Source organism: Photobacterium sp. J15, assembly GCF_963870815.1.
GTDB classification, from domain to species: domain Bacteria; phylum Pseudomonadota; class Gammaproteobacteria; order Enterobacterales; family Vibrionaceae; genus Photobacterium; species Photobacterium marinum.
Genome location: NZ_CAWMUI010000001.1, coordinates 1,283,636 through 1,300,466 on the forward strand (window position 1 = coordinate 1,283,636; position 16,831 = coordinate 1,300,466).

Sequence of the window (16,831 nt, forward strand, 5' to 3'; positions counted from 1 at the left end):
ACAGGTAAATAAAACAAAGGCTGCCGGGTGGCAGCCTTTGTCATAACGATAAAAGCGGTGATTAGCCGTCGATACGTCGGATTTGGACAACCATGCCCATCAGTGGGTGATCGAAGTAATGGGTTTCGCCACTGCGCATACGACGTTTCTGATCAAGGCGGTAAGATTTTAGGAATTCCTCAACCTCAACTTTTTTCTTCACTTCCTGAAGATGACCGATCTGAACATTGCTGCTGTCGGTGAGCAGGTCTGTTTCCATATCAAGCGGTTCAGCCCCAACAATCACCTCACGACGACCTGGTTCACGTAGATCCAGCTCAGCTTCGGTAAACAGGTAGTGCTGAACATAAACTCGAATCTTTCCTTCCAGCTCGTACAGTGGTGATTCCAGTGTAATCTGAGTTTCTTCAGCAACAGCTGGCGCTTCTGTTTGGTTGTCAGTGGTAACAACAATGCCGCTTTCCTCTGTCATTTCTGCTACTTCAGATACTGGAGCTTCAATAGAGGCTGGACTTTGAATCATTGACGCCTTAGAGCTGCCATCAGGCAAATATTGCGCAGAGAAGTCCTTACCCGCCGAAATGTAAAACTTAGGTGCGATTGCTTTGCTCAAGTCGCCCTGTCGCCAGCCAAAATGCGCCAGCGGCGTAAATCCGGCGTGGTTGCGCAGATTGTTGTATTGCGGCGTTAACTGGTACTGCGAAGGCGGCATCAGTGTGATCCCTTTTGCTGCCAGTGTTTGCTCGTCGCCAAATGAAATCGTGCCTTTCATATTGATAGGCTTGGGTTGATCCGGCCACGACTCGCTGATCTGCGCAGGTTCAATGTTACGTTTGAACAGGATCACTTCGATATCGAATTGTCGTGCTGCCAGGCTTGGCCAGCTAATGGCTAAGAGCAGCAAATAAATCAGTTTTTTCAAGATAATACTCCGCACTTTGGTGCCATCAATTATAGAGCGTTTTCTGTCAGATTTGTTAAAAGGCCGTCAACATACTTAACTCGCTGCTTGCGATCACTCATTGGTGCCATCAGTTTCAGCTTGGTCGGGCCATCCATCCGGTAATGCTGCGGTTGTGTTTGCAGCAGGTTGACCAGAAAACCAGGGTCGATTGCTGCGTTCTGTGTAAATTCAACATAACCGCCTTTTTCGCCGGCTTCAATACGGCGAATACCTAGACCGGCTGCTTTCATTTTTAGTTTATTGACTGTCAGAAGATTGGTTGTTGCCTCCGGCAGCAGGCCGAAGCGGTCAATAAGCTCGACTTTCAGCTCATTAAGCGCATCTTCATTATTTGCGCTGGCAATGCGCTTATAAAGTGACAGGCGAGTGCTGATATCTGGAATATAAGAATCTGGCAGCAATGCCGGCATTCGCAATTCTATTTCAGTCTGCTGGCGCAGCAGATCATCCAGAGACGGTTCTTTGCCTTCTTTCAGTGCTTCAACAGCCTGTTCAAGCATTTCCATAAACAGGGTAAAGCCAACTGACTGAATCTGTCCACTTTGTTCATCACCAAGCAGCTCACCTGCGCCCCGGATCTCAAGGTCGTGGGTCGCCAGAGTGAAACCTGCACCCAGATCTTCGAGTGAGGCAATAGCTTCAAGGCGCTTAACTGCATCTTTTGTCATTCGCTTAGGATGCGGTGTTAGCAGGTACGCATATGCCTGATGGTGTGAGCGGCCAACCCGGCCACGAAGTTGGTGCAGCTGGGCCAGGCCGAGGTTATCGGCACGGTTGATGATAATGGTGTTGGCTGTCGGAACATCGATACCGGTTTCAATAATGGTGGTACACACCAGCAGGTTGTAGCGCTGGTGGTAGAAATCACCCATGATTTTTTCCAGCTCGCGCTCACGCATTTGCCCGTGGGCAAAGGTGACCCGGGCTTCCGGAACCAGTTTGGCTAAATCTTCAGCTGTTTTCTCAATGGATTCGACATCATTGTGAAGGAAGTACACCTGACCGCCACGCATGATTTCACGCAGAGCAGCTTCGCGCACCAGCATGTCGTCTTTTTCACGGACGAAAGTTTTGATTGCCAGACGGCGGGCTGGCGGTGTCGCAATAATCGACAGATCGCGCATTCCGCTCATAGCCATATTCAACGTACGTGGGATAGGAGTTGCGGTCAGGGTCAGGATATCGACGTCAGCACGAATAGCTTTGATTTTCTCTTTCTGACGTACACCGAAGCGGTGTTCTTCGTCGACGATGAGTAAGCCAAGATCATGGTAATTGACTGAAGCATTGAGTAGCTTATGAGTACCGATAAGGATATCGATTTTACCTTCGGCTACATCAGCAAGGATCTGCTTTTGCTCTTTGGCGGTCTTGAATCGGGAAAGTACTTCAACCCGGACTGGCGTATTGGCAAAGCGATCACGGAAGTTCTCAAAGTGCTGTTGTGCCAGCAGGGTTGTAGGAACTAGTACAGTCACCTGTTTGCTATTATCGACGGTCACAAAGGCTGCGCGCATCGCCACTTCTGTTTTACCGAAGCCAACGTCACCACAGACCAGTCGGTCCATGGCTTTAGCTTGGCACATATCAGATAGCACAGCATTGATGGCCAGGGCCTGGTCATGGGTTTCTTCGAACGGGAAGCTGGTACAGAAGTCTGCATAGGCTTCACGATCTAATTTAAATTTGTGGCCCGGTTTCATCTCGCGCTTAGCGTAGACATCCAGCAGTTCAGCAGCGACATCACGGACTTTCTCCGCCGCTTTTCTTCGTGTTTTAGCCCAGGCTTCACCACCAAGCTTATGGATTGGGGCAGTTTCTTCGGCACCGCCGGAATAGCGGCTGATCAGGTGTAGCGAGGCTACCGGTACGTATAGTTTGGCGCCGTTCTGATATTCAAGGGTCACATATTCTGTTTTGATGCCGCCGGCTTCCAGCGTTTGCAGCCCTTGATAACGGCCGATACCGTGATCAATATGTACCACTGGCTGGCCAACTTGCAGCTCTGCCAGGTTACGAATGATGGTGTCGGTATTGACGGTTTTCTTGTCGTTGCGACGGCGGCGCTGAACAATACGCTCACCTAACAGATCGCTTTCACAGATAAAGGCGACAGCAGGATTTTTCAGAATGAAGCCCTGTTCTGCTGCACCGATTACCAGCGTAAATTTGGACGGATTGTTTGCAGCTTCATAAAGGTTATCGCAGACCATCGGGCGCAGCTTGATTCGAGCCAGCAAATCCAGCATTGCTTCACGGCGGCCTTCAGAGGCAACCGAGAAAATGATCTGGCCGTTGAACTGTTCAGAAAAACGGCGAAGTTCAGCCAGAGGTTCTTTTAGCTGATGATTGATGGCCAGAGTCGGAACCGGCTCAAGCTCAGGGTTGTAGCGACCGGCTTTTTCTGGCTCAGCATCTCGGCGGATCCGTACCTGTGGCAGGGTCTTGAAGCCTGCAAACATCTCTTCTTTAGTCAGCCATAAATCCCGAGGTGGGAGCAGTGGGCGCAGCAGATCGACCCGGCGTTGGTCATAGCGGTATTCAGCATCGGTCAGGAAGTGATCAACTGCAGGCTCCAACTCGCCGATAGTTACCAGCAGGCTGGTATCCGGCAGATAGTCAAACAGGGTTTCTGTCTGGTCAAAAAACAGCGGCTGCCAGTACTCGATACCAGCCGGCCAGGTTCGTTTGCTGACCTGCTGGTAGATGGATTCCGGTTCCCGACGAGCCTCGAATCGTTCGCGCCAGCGCATACGGAAGCTTTCTACTGCTATTTCATTTGTCGGAAATTCATGAGCCGGCAGCAGGTGGATGTTGTCAATCTCTCCGGTTGAACGTTGGGTTTCCGGTTCAAACTGGCGAATTGAATCTACTTCATCATCAAAGAAATCAATACGGTATGGCTGGTCGCTGCCCATAGGGAACAGGTCAAGTAGTGAGCCGCGGCTGGCGTATTCACCATGCTCCATTACCTGATCCACGTGACGATAACCGGATGCTTCCAACTGTAGGCGCAGCTTGTCCAGTGACAGGCGATCACCGTTGGAGACAATCAGTGCATGTTGATGGATAAACTCACGTGGTGTCAGACGCTGTAACAGGGTGCTAATCGGAACCAGAATGATGCCGTCTTTTTGTGTCGGAAGACGGTAAAGTCGAGACAGTCGCTCAGAAATAATGTCCTGGTGCGGAGAAAAACTGTCGTAAGGGAGGGTTTCCCAATCCGGGAATACATTAACTTCGACATCAGTAAACTGGGTGATTTCCGGCTGCAGGCGAAGTGCTGTCTGGGTGTCGGGAACAACAGCAAGTACCGGGCCCTGGTGGGATTGTGAAAGCTCCGCGACAGATAAGGCCAGGGCTGCGCCTGACACATTACCGATAAAGCGGCTTTCTCCCTGTTTATTCGGTAATGGCAGAGAAAGTAGAAGATTTGATTTCATGAGAATTTATTGAGTATCAGTTCGCTGCTGGGCGCGTTGGCGCAGTAATTTCTGTTGTACATATAGGGCTGCACGAATTAGCAGATCCCTGTCATCTTCCAGCAGGCGTTTGTATGAGAGTGCCACTTCATAGTATTTGCCCCGAACCTGGCAACCCGTTACGGCTGCATAACAGTAAACGGCTGCTGACGGCTTATCCAAAAATAGCTTAACCCGGACAATACTGCCGACCGGAAAAGCAGCTTTAGACAAAAAGCTCAGACGGCTGGCACCAAAAGTACGGGTAATGTAACGTTTCGTCGGGTCATTCTGTTGCGATAACACATACGATAGCAATAAGTTGATCTTATTGTTCTGAGCCGTCAGGTAGTTGAGCAGCGGTTTGCTTTCTTCTTTAGTTAGCTTGCTAAGCGACTGATCAACGCTATCATCCAGGCTGGAGCACTCGCGGGCGACACGGAACAGAGGCGGAATTTCCTGGTTAAACGCCAGGTCATCAGGTAGCTGTTCATTTTTGCCGAGCAGTTCCACATTGATGGTTAGCCCATACTGGACTGAAAAATACTCATCCTGTTCCATGTCATACTCTTCATAAATTAACTATTCTTCGATTATCACTTACCCATCGCCTTCGAGCAAGCGCAGCACGGAAACTGTGCTTATTTTACCCTCTGTTTTTACATTAGTTTTACGCCATCGGATGGTAATTAAGAGCGGCAACGGGTATTCTTGCGAGCAGTTTTGAATAGGATGGTTTCGACCTCGTTTATGTTTCATCCAGTCTCATTTTTTATCGGTCTGCGCTATTTACGGGGCCGCTCAGGGGATCGCTTCAGTCGGTTTGTCTCTTATATGTCTACGGCGGGTATCACTATCGGTGTACTGTCGTTAGTGACTGTGCTTTCGGTAATGAACGGCTTTGAACAGCAGTTAAAGGAGCGGATTCTCGGCGTATTGCCACAGGCCGTAGTGTCACAGCCTGAAGGGCGGGTGGCATTTGAATCTGAGTCGCCCGCTTCTCTTACTCAATTACCACATGTGCTGGCGGTAACACCATTAACACGCAGTGAAACGGTATTACAGAGTGCCTCATCATTATCAGCGGGTATGTTGTTAGGTGTTGATCCTGACGGTTTTGAGCCCGTTGGTTATCACATTACCCGTGGTGAACTGGCTAATCTGACTCCAGGTAGCTATCGCGTAATTTTAGGGCAGTCGTTAGCTGCTCAGTTAGGAGTTAACGTTGGCGATAAAATTCGACTGATGGTGACCAGTGCCAGTCAGTATACTCCGTTGGGACGGATGCCGAGCCAGCGTAATTTTGTGGTTGAAGGCATGTTCAATACCGGCTCGGATGTCGATAAGCAATTGATCCTCACTAATATTACCGATGCAGGCAGACTGTTGCGTTACAAGTCGGGCGAGATTACCGGTTGGCGCTTGTTTGTCGATGATCCTTTTGTGGTCACTGAGCTGGCAAATCAGCCGCTTGATGGTGGTTGGGTATGGTCTGACTGGCGAGAGCAACGCGGTGAACTGTTCCAGGCTGTGAAAATGGAAAAGAACATGATGGGGTTGATGCTGGGGCTGATCATCGGTGTAGCTGCTTTTAATATCATTTCCGCCCTGATTATGGTGGTAATGGAGAAGCAGGCCGAAGTGGCCATCTTAAAAACTCAGGGAATGACCCGAGGGCAGGTGCTGATGGTCTTTATGGTCCAGGGGGCCAGCAGTGGCGTCATTGGTGCATTAGCCGGCGGTCTGCTGGGTACGCTTGTCGCCTTTAACCTTAATTCCATTCTGTCAGTGCTGGGAGTGCAACTGCTGATGATTGGTGGTTCACTGCCTGTGGTTGTTGAACCTCTGCAAGTTTTCTTTGTTATTGCCGGTGCAATTTTATTGAGTTTGCTGGCAACTGTTTTTCCTTCTTATCGCGCGGCATCTGTTCGTCCTGCTGAGGCACTTCGTTATGAATAATTCGTTATTAGTTTGTCATGGTCTTCGTAAGGTATATCGCGAAGCTCAGCTTGAAACAGAGGTGTTGAAAGAGGTTGGTTTCAGTATTAATGACGGTGAGCTGGTTGGCATTGTTGGGGCTTCCGGTTCCGGAAAGAGTACTTTGCTGCATTTGCTTGGCGCACTGGATACACCGACTGATGGTGAAGTGTTCTTTAAAGGACAGAAGCTGAATGCGATGAGTGCTAACAAGCAGGCCAAAATTCGTAATAAGGATATCGGCTTTGTATACCAGTTCCATCACCTGCTGGCTGATTTCAGTGCAGTGGAAAATGTGGCTATGCCGTTGCTGATCGGTGGCGTGGCTACGGATAAAGCTCGCTCACAAGCGCAGAGTATGCTTGAGCAGGTGGGCCTGAGCCATCGTTTCGAACATCGTCCGTCAGAGCTGAGTGGCGGTGAACGACAGCGTGTTGCTATTGCCCGAGCACTGGTAAACAAACCAGCGCTGGTGTTGGCGGATGAGCCGACAGGTAACCTGGACCATAAAACAGCACATGAGATCTATGATTTGATGCGCAAGCTTAACCGTGAGTCCGGAACTGCATTTTTGGTGGTGACTCATGACAATGAACTGGCGGGTAAGCTGGATCGTTGTATGCACATGCAGGACGGTATTCTTGAGCGGGTGGAGGTAGCCTGATGTTCCGACCTCTGTCTCTGTTTATCGGCAGTCGTTTCAGCCGGGCCAAACAGCGCAACCGGATGGTGTCGTTTATCTCGATTTCATCAACGCTGGGGATTGCCGTCGGAGTGGCGGTGATCATTATCGGTTTATCGGCCATGAACGGTTTTGAGCGTGAGTTGCAGAATCGGGTATTGTCGGTGATCCCGCATGGTGAACTTGAAGCGGTAAAACCGCCGTTTACTGACTGGGAGCCGGTGCTGAAAACTGTACAGTTACATCCTAGAGTGAAAGCTGCGGCCCCTTATGTTCGATTTACTGCTCTGTTGGAAAAGGGGAGCAACCTGAAAGCCGTTGAGGTGCGAGGAGTAAACCCTGAACAGGAGCGAAAAGTCAGTGCCTTGCCTGATTATATTCTGGGTGATGCCTGGCAGCAGCTTTCTGCTGGAAGTAAGCAAATTATTTTGGGTCAAGGTGTGGCCGACAAGCTGGGTATTACTGAAGGTGATTGGATCACGGCAATGATCCCTAATCCGGATCCGAGCCTGAAACTAAAGGCTCCGCACCGTATTCGACTGCAGGTCGCCGGTTTGCTGGCTCTGGGTGGCCAGATTGACCATAACTTTGCTCTTATTCCGATGGCTGATGCGCAGCAGTATCTGTCGATGGGGCAAGGTATATCCGGGATTTCAATTAATGTTGATAATGTCCTTGAAGCGCCGGCGATCGTAAGAGAAGTCGGTTTTACCCTTCCTGTCTATGTTTATCTGAAAAGTTGGACTCAGAAATACGGTTACCTTTACCGTGATATCCAGATGGTACGAACCATTATGTACTTGGTGATGGTGCTGGTGATTGGCGTGGCGTGTTTTAACATCGTCTCGACGCTAATGATGGCGGTAAAAGACCGTGCTGCTGATATCGCCATTTTACGTACGATGGGTGCCGGTGATGGGTTAGTGAAAGCGATCTTCATCTGGCACGGCATTTTGTCCGGGGTTGTCGGTAGCGTTCTGGGTTCAGTATTAGGCTCGTTAGTGGCAATAAACTTGACGGGGTTGATTAAAGGGCTGGAAAACCTTATCGGTCACCAGTTCCTTTCCGGCGATATTTACTTCGTGGACTTTTTGCCGACAGAGCTGGCTGTTCATGACGTTGCAATCGTGACGGCAACAGCGGTTGTGTTGAGCCTGTTGGCAACCTGGTATCCTGCAAGACGGGCAAGTGCTCTGCAACCTGCTCAAGTCCTCAGTGCTAAATAATCAATCTGGGATAACCAGTGAAGGTTATGTGGAAGTAGTGGTTGCATGAAGCTGCTGTTCAGTGTCGGCTTTGTTAGGGATGTGATGTGGTTTCCAGTTAAGTGGAGTTTTGGTTCTACATCCCATCTTTAGCTTGTTAGCTGACTTCCACTCTTTGATTCAGAGTTATTCTGACGATTGATATGCTGGTTGAAAGGCAATAAAAAACCTCGCATAAGCGAGGTTTTTTTGATCCTGTTTAGCGGAATTTTCTTTTGTTCCAGCTTCTTACTACTGAGTATCGCCAGAGCCCGCGAATACCGAAGTAACCAACCAGGCCACAAGTTACCGCACATACTGCACAGCCAAGAAGGAAAGGAGGACCGATTTGGCTCATCTGATGCAGCAAAAACTCCCAGGAAAGTTCAAAGTGAAAAGGTTGGTGGGGAGTATGCATCAGCCAGGCTCCGATTTTATAGGCGCCGTAAAACAGAACCGGCATGGTTACCGGGTTACTCACCCATACCAGGCAAACCGACAAAGGCAGATTAACGCTGAACAAAATAGCAAGGCCAGCTGCCATAATCATCTGGCTGGGCAACGGAACAAATGCCATAAAAAGGCCCACTGCGAACGCGCCCGAAGCCGAACGGCGGTTAAGGCACCACAGGTTGGGGTTATAAAGCACGTTGCCGAAAATCTTCAGCGCTTTCTGGCGCTTGATGACTTCATGACTGGGCAGGAAGCGTTTAATTACATGTCTTGGCATTGTTGTTTCTTTTATGTAAAGGCATGGCGACAATGAACAGAGTCGCAGCCGGTATTGCATTAGGGATCTTATCGCTTCATTTCTGGCAGTTTATTCCAGATTATATTTGGTTCATTACAGCCTTAATGATAGGTGGTGTAGTTTCGTATTTTTTCCGTTTCAACGTCTTGATCTGGGTCGTCTTAGGAACCCTTGTGGCGAAGATTGGAGCAAGCTGTTACACCCATGCTGTTCAGGCTATACCAAATGAGCGCGGAAATATTACCATAGTTGGTAAAGTTAGCAGCCTATTAAATGCTGACATTCCAACGACTTCTTTTAATTTTAATGTGTTGTCAATTGAACACAGTTCTTCTTCGCGCAGCCTTCCTATTAAAGTACGCCTTGAGTGGTCCGATGCTACCGTCATGAAACAGGGTGAAACATGGCAATTGAGTGTAAGGTTGCGACGTCCGTATGGCAGGGTTAATCAGGCGGGCTTTGATGCTGAGCAGTACTATGTCGGTAACGGAATTCATGGCAAAGGCATTGTGATATCCGGAGTCAGGTTGAATGATAGATCACAACCGTCTTTCCGGCAGAAGATATTTGATCAGGCGGTTCAGTTAACGGACGGGTTGCAGTATCAGTCTTATCTATTAGCTTTAGGATTTGGTTATCGCGACGGATTAGATAACCAAGACTGGCTTCGACTTCGTGACAGCGGGCTTGCCCATCTAATGGCAATATCCGGACTGCATATTGGACTTGCCTTGTTGTGCGGCTGGTGGCTGGGATGCATACTCCGTGGAACGATGCCGGAATGGTGCATGATTAATTGGTTACCATTGTGGCTTGGTTTGTTGTTCGCTCTGGGATACGCCTGGTTGGCGGGTTTCAGCTTGCCGACCCTGCGGGCGCTGTTGATGAGTACAATAGTGATGGGGCTGTTACGAATGAAGGTGCAATGGCCCGGCTGGCAGATTTGGCTGACGGCGTTGGTTGTCTGCCTTTGTGTGAATCCCTTAGGTTCCTATTCAGCCAGTTTCTGGCTGTCGTTTTCTGCTGTCTTCATTCTTTATTTCGCCGGTGCTAGTGGCATGCGTCTTTTGCATCACTCAGAGCAAACATGGTCGCAATTGTGCAGGGCAAGATTACGTCTGTTACTACAAGTGCAGTTAGTCTTGTTGGTGATGATGTTGCCTTTGCAGTGGCAATGGTTCGGCGGGGTTTCGTTATTGGCCCCGTTGATTAATTACTTTGCTGTTCCTTTAGTTAGTATCCTGACAGTTCCCTTCGTTTTAGCGGCAATAGCAGGATCAGGGTTGTCATCTGTTTCTGTTTTCTTCTGGACTTTGGCGGATTATTCCCTTGTACCAGTTATGTTATTAGCTGAACTGGCTTCGGGCGCGTGGTGGGATATTTCGTCTACGTTGGGGTCTTACCTTTTAGGCGTTGTGGGATGTTTGTTTGTAATGTGGTTTTTGCCATTGCGTCGGTTCTGTGCTTTGCACTTTGTTTTGATACTCACTGTAGTGTGCTGGCAAGGGGGGCCTGTTTCGGAGCAGAAGAAGCTTTTAGGTGAAGAGGGCTGGCAGTTGGAAATGCTGGATGTCGGTCATGGTCTTGCCGTAGTAGTTCGGCGTAACGGGACTGCCGTACTTTACGATACAGGTAACCGCTGGCAACAGGGCAGCATTGCCACCGCGGTAATTGAACCGGTTTTGTTGAGCTATGGTATTACTCGGCTTGATGGTTTGATTCTCAGTCATGCCGATAGTGACCATGCCGGAGGTACTCAGGATATCATTGAAAGAATGCGTCCGGAGTGGAAGCGTAGCAGTGATCGTCGTGATGGTTTTGCGCCTTGTATCAGAGGTGAACACTGGCAATGGCAACAACTAGATTTTCGCGTGTTATGGCCTCCGAAACTGGTTTCGCGGGCTGCGAATCCTCATTCTTGTGTTATCGAAGTCAGTGACAGACTTATCAATCCGGCAGCTCCAACGTCCGCATTGCTTACCGGCGATATTGATGCCATTTCTGAACTACTGTTGGCTCAACTGGAGCCTGATCTCAATCCCGATATTTTATTTGTTCCTCACCATGGCAGCCGAACATCGTCGACAGCGACCTGGCTTAAAGGGATGTCCCCTCGTTATGCCTTAGTGTCTGTTGCGCGTTATAACCCTTGGCATTTGCCGTCACCGGATATTCGTCAGCGCTACCTTGATAAGCAGGCGATATGGCTGGCTACGTCAGATACTGGGCAGGTTAGGGTTGATGTTAAACCGGGAAAGCTGGAGGTGTTACGGTATCGTCAGGATATAAAAAACAGTTGGTACAGAGAGCTGTTCAGTCAGAAAAACTGAGAAATTGCTTAATTATTAGGCTGCTCGAAAAATCGATGCGGTAACTTATTTGGTGCATCGGCACTATGCGAGTAGAATGTGTAGAATTGTCTTTCAGAAAAACTGGTTTCCATGACACAACCTACAGATCAATCCACTTGGGAAACGTTTAAACGCTTGTGGCCTTCAATCAGCTTGTATAAAGCTGGCCTTGGCGTTGCAGTAGTGGCACTTGTCATTAACGCCGCTAGTGACGCACTCATGCTGTCGATGATTAAGCCATTGATGGATGAAAGTTTTGGGGGATTGGATGCGCTTGAATCCAATTTCTTGGCAATGATGCCAATTTACTTGCTTATTCTGATGATCGTACGCGGCATCAGTAGCTTTGTATCTGCTTACTGCCTGTCTTGGGTATCTGGTAATGTTGTAATGACATTGCGCCGCCAGATGTTCAATCACTTCATGAAAATGCCGGTCAGCTTCTTTGATAAAGAATCATCAGGTAAGTTGCTGTCTCGCATCACCTATGATTCAGAGCAGGTTGCATCAGCAACCAGTGGTGCGCTGGTAAGTCTTGTTCGAGAAGGTGCCAGCATTATTGCTTTGATGGCCATTATGTTCTGGAACAGCTGGCAGCTGTCTGCCATTTTGCTGATCATTGCGCCTGTTGTTGCGGTTTCTATTCGTGTTGTATCGAAGCGTTTTCGTAAAATCTCGAAAAACATGCAAGATGCCATGGGCTCTGTAACTTCTTCCGCAGAGCAGATGCTAAAAGGCCATAAGGTGGTACTGAGCTATGGTGGCCAGCAAGTCGAGAAAGAACGTTTTGATCAGGTGAGTAACCGTATGCGCCAGCAGACCATGAAATTGGTATCGGCGCAGGCCATTGCTAACCCTGTGATTCAGGTTATTGCTTCACTGGCATTGGTTGTGGTGTTGGTGTTGGCAAATACTGACACTCTGCGCAGTGACCTGACACCGGGTACATTTGCTCTGATTTTCGGTTCTATGTTCGGTCTGATGCGTCCACTGAAGGCTCTCACCAACGTAACATCACAGTTCCAGCGTGGTATGGCTGCCTGCCAGACGTTGTTTGGCCTGATGGAACTGGAAACTGAAAAAGATCGCGGTACACATGCTGTTGAGCGTGTTAAAGGTGATGTCGAAGTTAAAGATGTGACGTTTACCTACCCGACTAAAGATACACCTGCGTTACGTAACGTTAGTTTGTCATTGCCTGCCGGTAAGACTCTGGCTCTCGTCGGACGTTCTGGTTCCGGTAAAAGTACCATTGCCAGCCTGCTGACCCGTTTTTATGACGTTGATTCCGGGAATATCACCATTGATGGTCGTGACCTGTATGACTACAAGTTGTCGAATCTGCGTGAGCAGGTGGCGGTAGTTTCGCAAAACGTTCACTTGTTTAACGATACCATTGCTAACAACATCGCTTATGCGAGCGGTGAAAAATATAGCCGAGCCGAGATCGAAAAGGCGGCAGAACTGGCCTATGCAATGGACTTTGTTGAAAACATGGAACATGGTCTTGATACTATGATCGGTGAGAACGGTGTCAGCCTGTCCGGTGGTCAGCGACAGCGTATTGCTATCGCCCGAGCCCTGCTGCGTGATGCGCCAATCCTGATTCTGGATGAGGCAACATCTGCACTGGATACGGAATCAGAACGTGCGATTCAGTCGGCGCTGGATGAACTGCAAAAAGATCGTACCGTGTTGGTGATCGCTCACCGTCTGTCGACGATTGAAAACGCGGATCAGATTTTGGTTGTTGATGAAGGTGAAATCATCGAGCGTGGTATTCATTCTGATCTGTTGGCTCTTGACGGTGCCTATGCGCAGCTGCATCGCATTCAGTTCGGTGAATAAGATTGGTGAATGATGGCTTCGCTTATTGAAAAAATCTGGTTTGAGCGCCACCCGGCCGGGGTGGTGCTGAATCCTGTTTTGTGGCCGCTGAGCAAGCTGTTTGGTTTGATCAGCCGTCGCCGTCGTCAGCAATATCAAAGCGGTAAGAAAGCAGCTTATCGTGCACCGGTTCCGGTTATTGTTGTCGGAAATATTACGGCTGGCGGTAACGGTAAGACCCCGGTTGTGGTCTGGCTTGTAGAGCAGTTGCAGGCAAAAGGGCTCAAGCCAGGGGTGGTATCCCGTGGTTATGGTGGCAAGGCACCTTACTATCCTTTCCCGGTTAACAACGATACCTCAACAGCTCAAGCCGGTGATGAGCCAGTGCTGATCCGTCGACGAACTGGTGCGCCCGTTGCGGTATCACCGAAACGGGCTGAAGCCGTGAAGCTGCTTTTGGAGCAGGATGTTGATGTCATTATAACCGACGATGGTTTGCAGCATTACGCGCTTGAGCGCGATATTGAAATTGTGGTTATTGACGGTCAGCGCCGTTTTGGTAACCAACAGCTTATTCCAATGGGGCCGCTTCGTGAATCCTGTGATCGTTTGTTAGACGTGGATTTTCTGATCTGTAACGGTGGCGAAGCTCAAAAGGGCGAAGCCCGAATGCAGCTTCAGCCGTCACCGCTTATTAATCTGGTGACCGGAGAACGTAAAGCGGTCTCTGAACTTAAAGATGTTGTCGCGATGGCCGGCATCGGTCATCCGCCTCGCTTTTTCAACACTCTTGAATCGTTGGGAGTTACACCTGTTGTCTGTCAGTCGTTTGCTGATCATCAGGCATTCTCCGAGCAAGAACTAAAACAATTGGCCCTTAAAGGGCAGCATTTAGTAATGACAGAGAAAGATGCGGTGAAATGCCACACTTTCGCTCAGCCTGACTGGTGGTATCTGCCGGTTGATGCCGTGTTACCACAACCTGAAGCTGAAGCCATTATTAATCGGATTATTGAGGTAAAGGAAGAATATGGATCATCGTCTGCTTGAAATCGTGGCTTGTCCGGTTTGTAAAGGCAAGCTGAACTACGATAAAGACAAAGGTGAACTGGTATGCAAATTTGACCGTCTGGCTTATCCGATCAAGGATGGCATTCCGGTTTTGCTTGAACCAGAAGCACGCACACTAAGTTGTGACGAGGTGAAATAATGTCATTTACGGTTATCATCCCTGCGCGCTACCAGTCTTCGCGCCTGCCGGGTAAACCACTAGCGGATATCGGCGGCAAGCCGATGATTCAGTGGGTTTATGAACAAGCGAGTAAAGCTGGTGCAGAGCAGGTGATTGTAGCGACTGATGACCAGCGCATTGCTGACGCGGTGAAGAGTTTCGGTGGTGAAGTCTGCATGACCCGTGATGACCATGAGTCGGGCACAGAGCGCCTGGCTGAAGTGGTTGAGAAATACCAGTTAGCAGACGATCAGATCGTGGTTAACGTTCAAGGTGATGAGCCGTTGATCCCTGATACAATCATTCGTCAGGTTGCCGATAACCTGGCTCATAATGATGCGCCGATGGCGACACTGGCGGTTGAAATTGATCATGCTGATGAAGTGTTTAACCCTAATGCCGTAAAAGTTGTTACCGACAAAAACGGTTATGCCTTGTACTTCAGTCGTGCATCAATTCCTTGGGATCGTGATAACTTTGCTAAGCGACCTCAGGAAATTCATCATAACCTGATGCGCCATATCGGTATTTATGCTTATCGTGCCGGTTTTATTAATACCTATATTAATTGGGAACCGAGTGCGCTGGAGAAAATCGAAGCGCTGGAGCAGCTACGTGTGCTTTGGTATGGCGAGAAAATTCATGTTGAAGTTGCGATTGATGCACCGCCTGCCGGTGTTGATACGCCGGAAGACCTGGAAAAAGTTCGCGAACTTATCGGCTAAGCTAAGTTTCGGATATTAAATTCATAAAGGGGCTGATAGCGATATCAGCCCCTTTGTTAGTTAAAAGCTTAATGAGTCAACTAAAAAGCCACCATGATGATTTGGTGGCTTTTCGTTTTTATAACGGCCTACTGATGTTGGTTATGCGTTGGCGTTTTTGCTTTCGACATCCTTCTCAGAGTCAAAGATACCTTTATCAGCTTCGCCTAGCAGGCGGGAAGTGATAGTTCCGGCTGTCATTGCGCCGCTGACATTAATCGCGGTACGACCCATATCAATCAATGGCTCGATAGAAATCAGCAAACCAGCCAGTGCAACAGGCATATCCAGTGCCGACAGAACAATCAGGGCTGCGAAGGTTGCACCGCCACCGACGCCAGCGATGCCGAATGAGCTGATAGTAACGACAGCAATTAGTGTCGCCATGAAGCCCGGATCTAGAGGGTTAATGCCGATGGTCGGCGCGATCATTACCGCAAGCATTGCCGGATATAAACCGGCACAACCATTTTGACCCATGGTCGCACCAAAGGAAGCAGAGAAGTTGGCTACCCCTTCACCGTTACCCAGTTTTTTCACCTGAGTTTCGATATTCAGCGGAATTGTTCCTGCACTAGAGCGTGAGGTGAACGCAAATGTTAGTACCGGCAGGATCTTGTTCAGGTAACGCAACGGGTTAACACCAACGAATGCTACCAATACCAGATGCATCAGCAGGATTAAGCCGAGGCCGACATAAGAAGCGACAACAAAGTTAATCAGCTCAAGGATGTCGTCATAATTGGAACCTGCCACTACTTTAGTCATCAGTGCCAGTACACCATAAGGTGTTAGGCTCAGTACCATGCGTACCAGGGTACGGACGACTTCTTGGGCAACAGTAATGAATTTCTCGAAACTCTGGCCAAGCTCAGGCTGAGTGCGGATAACAGTCAGGCCTGCCACACCGATAAATGCGGAGAAGATGACAACAGCAATAGTGGATGTCGGACGGCTGCCAGCCAGATCAGCAAACGGGTTACCAGGGAAGAAAGATATGATCATGTCGGCAAAAGAAAGGCTTTCAACACTGACAAGGCGAGTCTCCAGTACTTCACCACGGGCGATTTCACGGGCACCCTGAACGATGCCGTCTGCAGACAGGGCAAACAGGTTACTGATTAGAATACCAATCAGAGCTGATGCCGCAGTTGTGGCCAGCAGGATGCCAATGCTTAGACCGGAAATTTTACCCAGTGAACCGGAGTCCTTCACTTTAATTATGGCGCCTATGATCGAAACGGTAATCAGCGGCATTATGATCATTTTCAGCAGGCTGACATAACCTGCACCAACAACGTTGACGTATTCCAAGGTGTCAGCAATTGCCTTGCTTCCGCCACCATAGAAAAATTGCAGGCCAGCACCAAAGATGACGCCTAAACCAAGACTGGTAAAGACTCTTTTGGATAGTGTGAGTTCTGCTTTTTGTTGTTTGAACAGAAAACCGATAAGAAGGGCGAATAGCGCGAGATTTATTATTAGATACATCATGTTGAGCAACCGATAACTGTATGTTTTGCAGCCAGAAAAATCCGTTTTTGACGTGTTTGGTTATGAGTAGCTGATAATAAAGTCA

Annotated in this window: 13 protein-coding genes; 8 read left to right on the top strand and 5 right to left on the bottom strand. The window is 48.9% G+C overall.

Annotated elements, in window-relative coordinates; genetic code table 11:
• Positions 1 to 61 precede the first annotated feature (61 nt).
• From AACQ93_RS06165 to AACQ93_RS06175, 3 genes are read right to left on the bottom strand one after another with little or no spacing between them, the layout of a single operon-like run.
• The gene (locus AACQ93_RS06165) at positions 62 to 922 is read right to left on the bottom strand and encodes a peptidoglycan binding protein CsiV (protein WP_064602909.1); all 861 of its coding nucleotides are present in this window, start codon (positions 920 to 922) and stop codon (positions 62 to 64) included.
• Between the two features lie 29 nt (positions 923 to 951).
• Positions 952 to 4,407: a transcription-repair coupling factor gene (mfd, locus tag AACQ93_RS06170; protein WP_064602911.1), complete on the bottom strand. Its 3,456-nt coding sequence runs from the start codon at positions 4,405 to 4,407 to the stop codon at positions 952 to 954.
• A gap of 6 nt (positions 4,408 to 4,413) precedes the next feature.
• Complete coding sequence (locus tag AACQ93_RS06175) at positions 4,414 to 4,986, bottom strand: hypothetical protein (RefSeq protein ID WP_064602913.1); 573 nt, start codon at positions 4,984 to 4,986, stop codon at positions 4,414 to 4,416.
• A gap of 189 nt (positions 4,987 to 5,175) precedes the next feature.
• Here AACQ93_RS06175 and lolC point away from each other — a divergent pair, with 189 nt between their 5' ends.
• The 3 genes from lolC to lolE are packed head-to-tail and all read left to right on the top strand — an operon-like array spanning position 5,176 to position 8,310.
• Positions 5,176 to 6,384, top strand: coding sequence for a lipoprotein-releasing ABC transporter permease subunit LolC (gene lolC, locus AACQ93_RS06180; RefSeq protein WP_064602915.1), 1,209 nt, complete (start codon positions 5,176 to 5,178; stop codon positions 6,382 to 6,384).
• Positions 6,377 to 7,066 carry a lipoprotein-releasing ABC transporter ATP-binding protein LolD gene (lolD, locus tag AACQ93_RS06185; protein ID WP_064602918.1) on the top strand — a complete coding sequence of 230 codons (690 nt, stop codon included), beginning with the start codon at positions 6,377 to 6,379 and terminating at the stop codon, positions 7,064 to 7,066. The genes lolC and lolD overlap by 8 nt, the downstream gene beginning before the upstream one ends.
• Positions 7,066 to 8,310, top strand: coding sequence for a lipoprotein-releasing ABC transporter permease subunit LolE (gene lolE, locus AACQ93_RS06190; RefSeq protein ID WP_064602920.1), 1,245 nt, complete (start codon positions 7,066 to 7,068; stop codon positions 8,308 to 8,310). The genes lolD and lolE overlap by 1 nt, the downstream gene beginning before the upstream one ends.
• A gap of 238 nt (positions 8,311 to 8,548) precedes the next feature.
• Here lolE and AACQ93_RS06195 read toward each other — a convergent pair whose 3' ends face one another.
• Entirely contained in the window at positions 8,549 to 9,058 is a 510-nt protein-coding gene (locus AACQ93_RS06195; RefSeq protein ID WP_007462137.1) for a DUF2062 domain-containing protein, read from the bottom strand.
• A gap of 32 nt (positions 9,059 to 9,090) precedes the next feature.
• Here AACQ93_RS06195 and AACQ93_RS06200 point away from each other — a divergent pair, with 32 nt between their 5' ends.
• The 5 genes from AACQ93_RS06200 (at position 9,091) to kdsB (ending at position 15,213) form a co-directional block, all read left to right on the top strand.
• On the top strand, positions 9,091 to 11,409 hold the full coding sequence (locus tag AACQ93_RS06200) for a DNA internalization-related competence protein ComEC/Rec2 (protein WP_064602922.1): 2,319 nt from the start codon (positions 9,091 to 9,093) through the stop codon (positions 11,407 to 11,409).
• A gap of 111 nt (positions 11,410 to 11,520) precedes the next feature.
• Entirely contained in the window at positions 11,521 to 13,278 is a 1,758-nt protein-coding gene (gene msbA / locus AACQ93_RS06205) for a lipid A ABC transporter ATP-binding protein/permease MsbA (RefSeq protein ID WP_064602924.1), read from the top strand.
• 12 nt (positions 13,279 to 13,290) lie between these two features.
• On the top strand, positions 13,291 to 14,307 hold the full coding sequence (lpxK, locus tag AACQ93_RS06210; protein ID WP_064606523.1) for a tetraacyldisaccharide 4'-kinase: 1,017 nt from the start codon (positions 13,291 to 13,293) through the stop codon (positions 14,305 to 14,307).
• Positions 14,288 to 14,467 carry a Trm112 family protein gene (locus AACQ93_RS06215; protein WP_007462146.1) on the top strand — a complete coding sequence of 60 codons (180 nt, stop codon included), beginning with the start codon at positions 14,288 to 14,290 and terminating at the stop codon, positions 14,465 to 14,467. Before lpxK ends, AACQ93_RS06215 begins: the two co-directional genes overlap by 20 nt.
• Positions 14,467 to 15,213, top strand: a complete 747-nt coding sequence (kdsB, locus tag AACQ93_RS06220) for a 3-deoxy-manno-octulosonate cytidylyltransferase (RefSeq protein ID WP_007462148.1) — start codon at positions 14,467 to 14,469, stop codon at positions 15,211 to 15,213. Before AACQ93_RS06215 ends, kdsB begins: the two co-directional genes overlap by 1 nt.
• 141 nt (positions 15,214 to 15,354) lie before the next feature.
• On the opposite strand, the gene AACQ93_RS06225 is transcribed toward kdsB, so the two are convergent.
• Positions 15,355 to 16,746, bottom strand: a complete 1,392-nt coding sequence (locus tag AACQ93_RS06225; RefSeq protein WP_064602926.1) for an L-cystine transporter — start codon at positions 16,744 to 16,746, stop codon at positions 15,355 to 15,357.
• Positions 16,747 to 16,831: the final 85 nt, after the last annotated feature.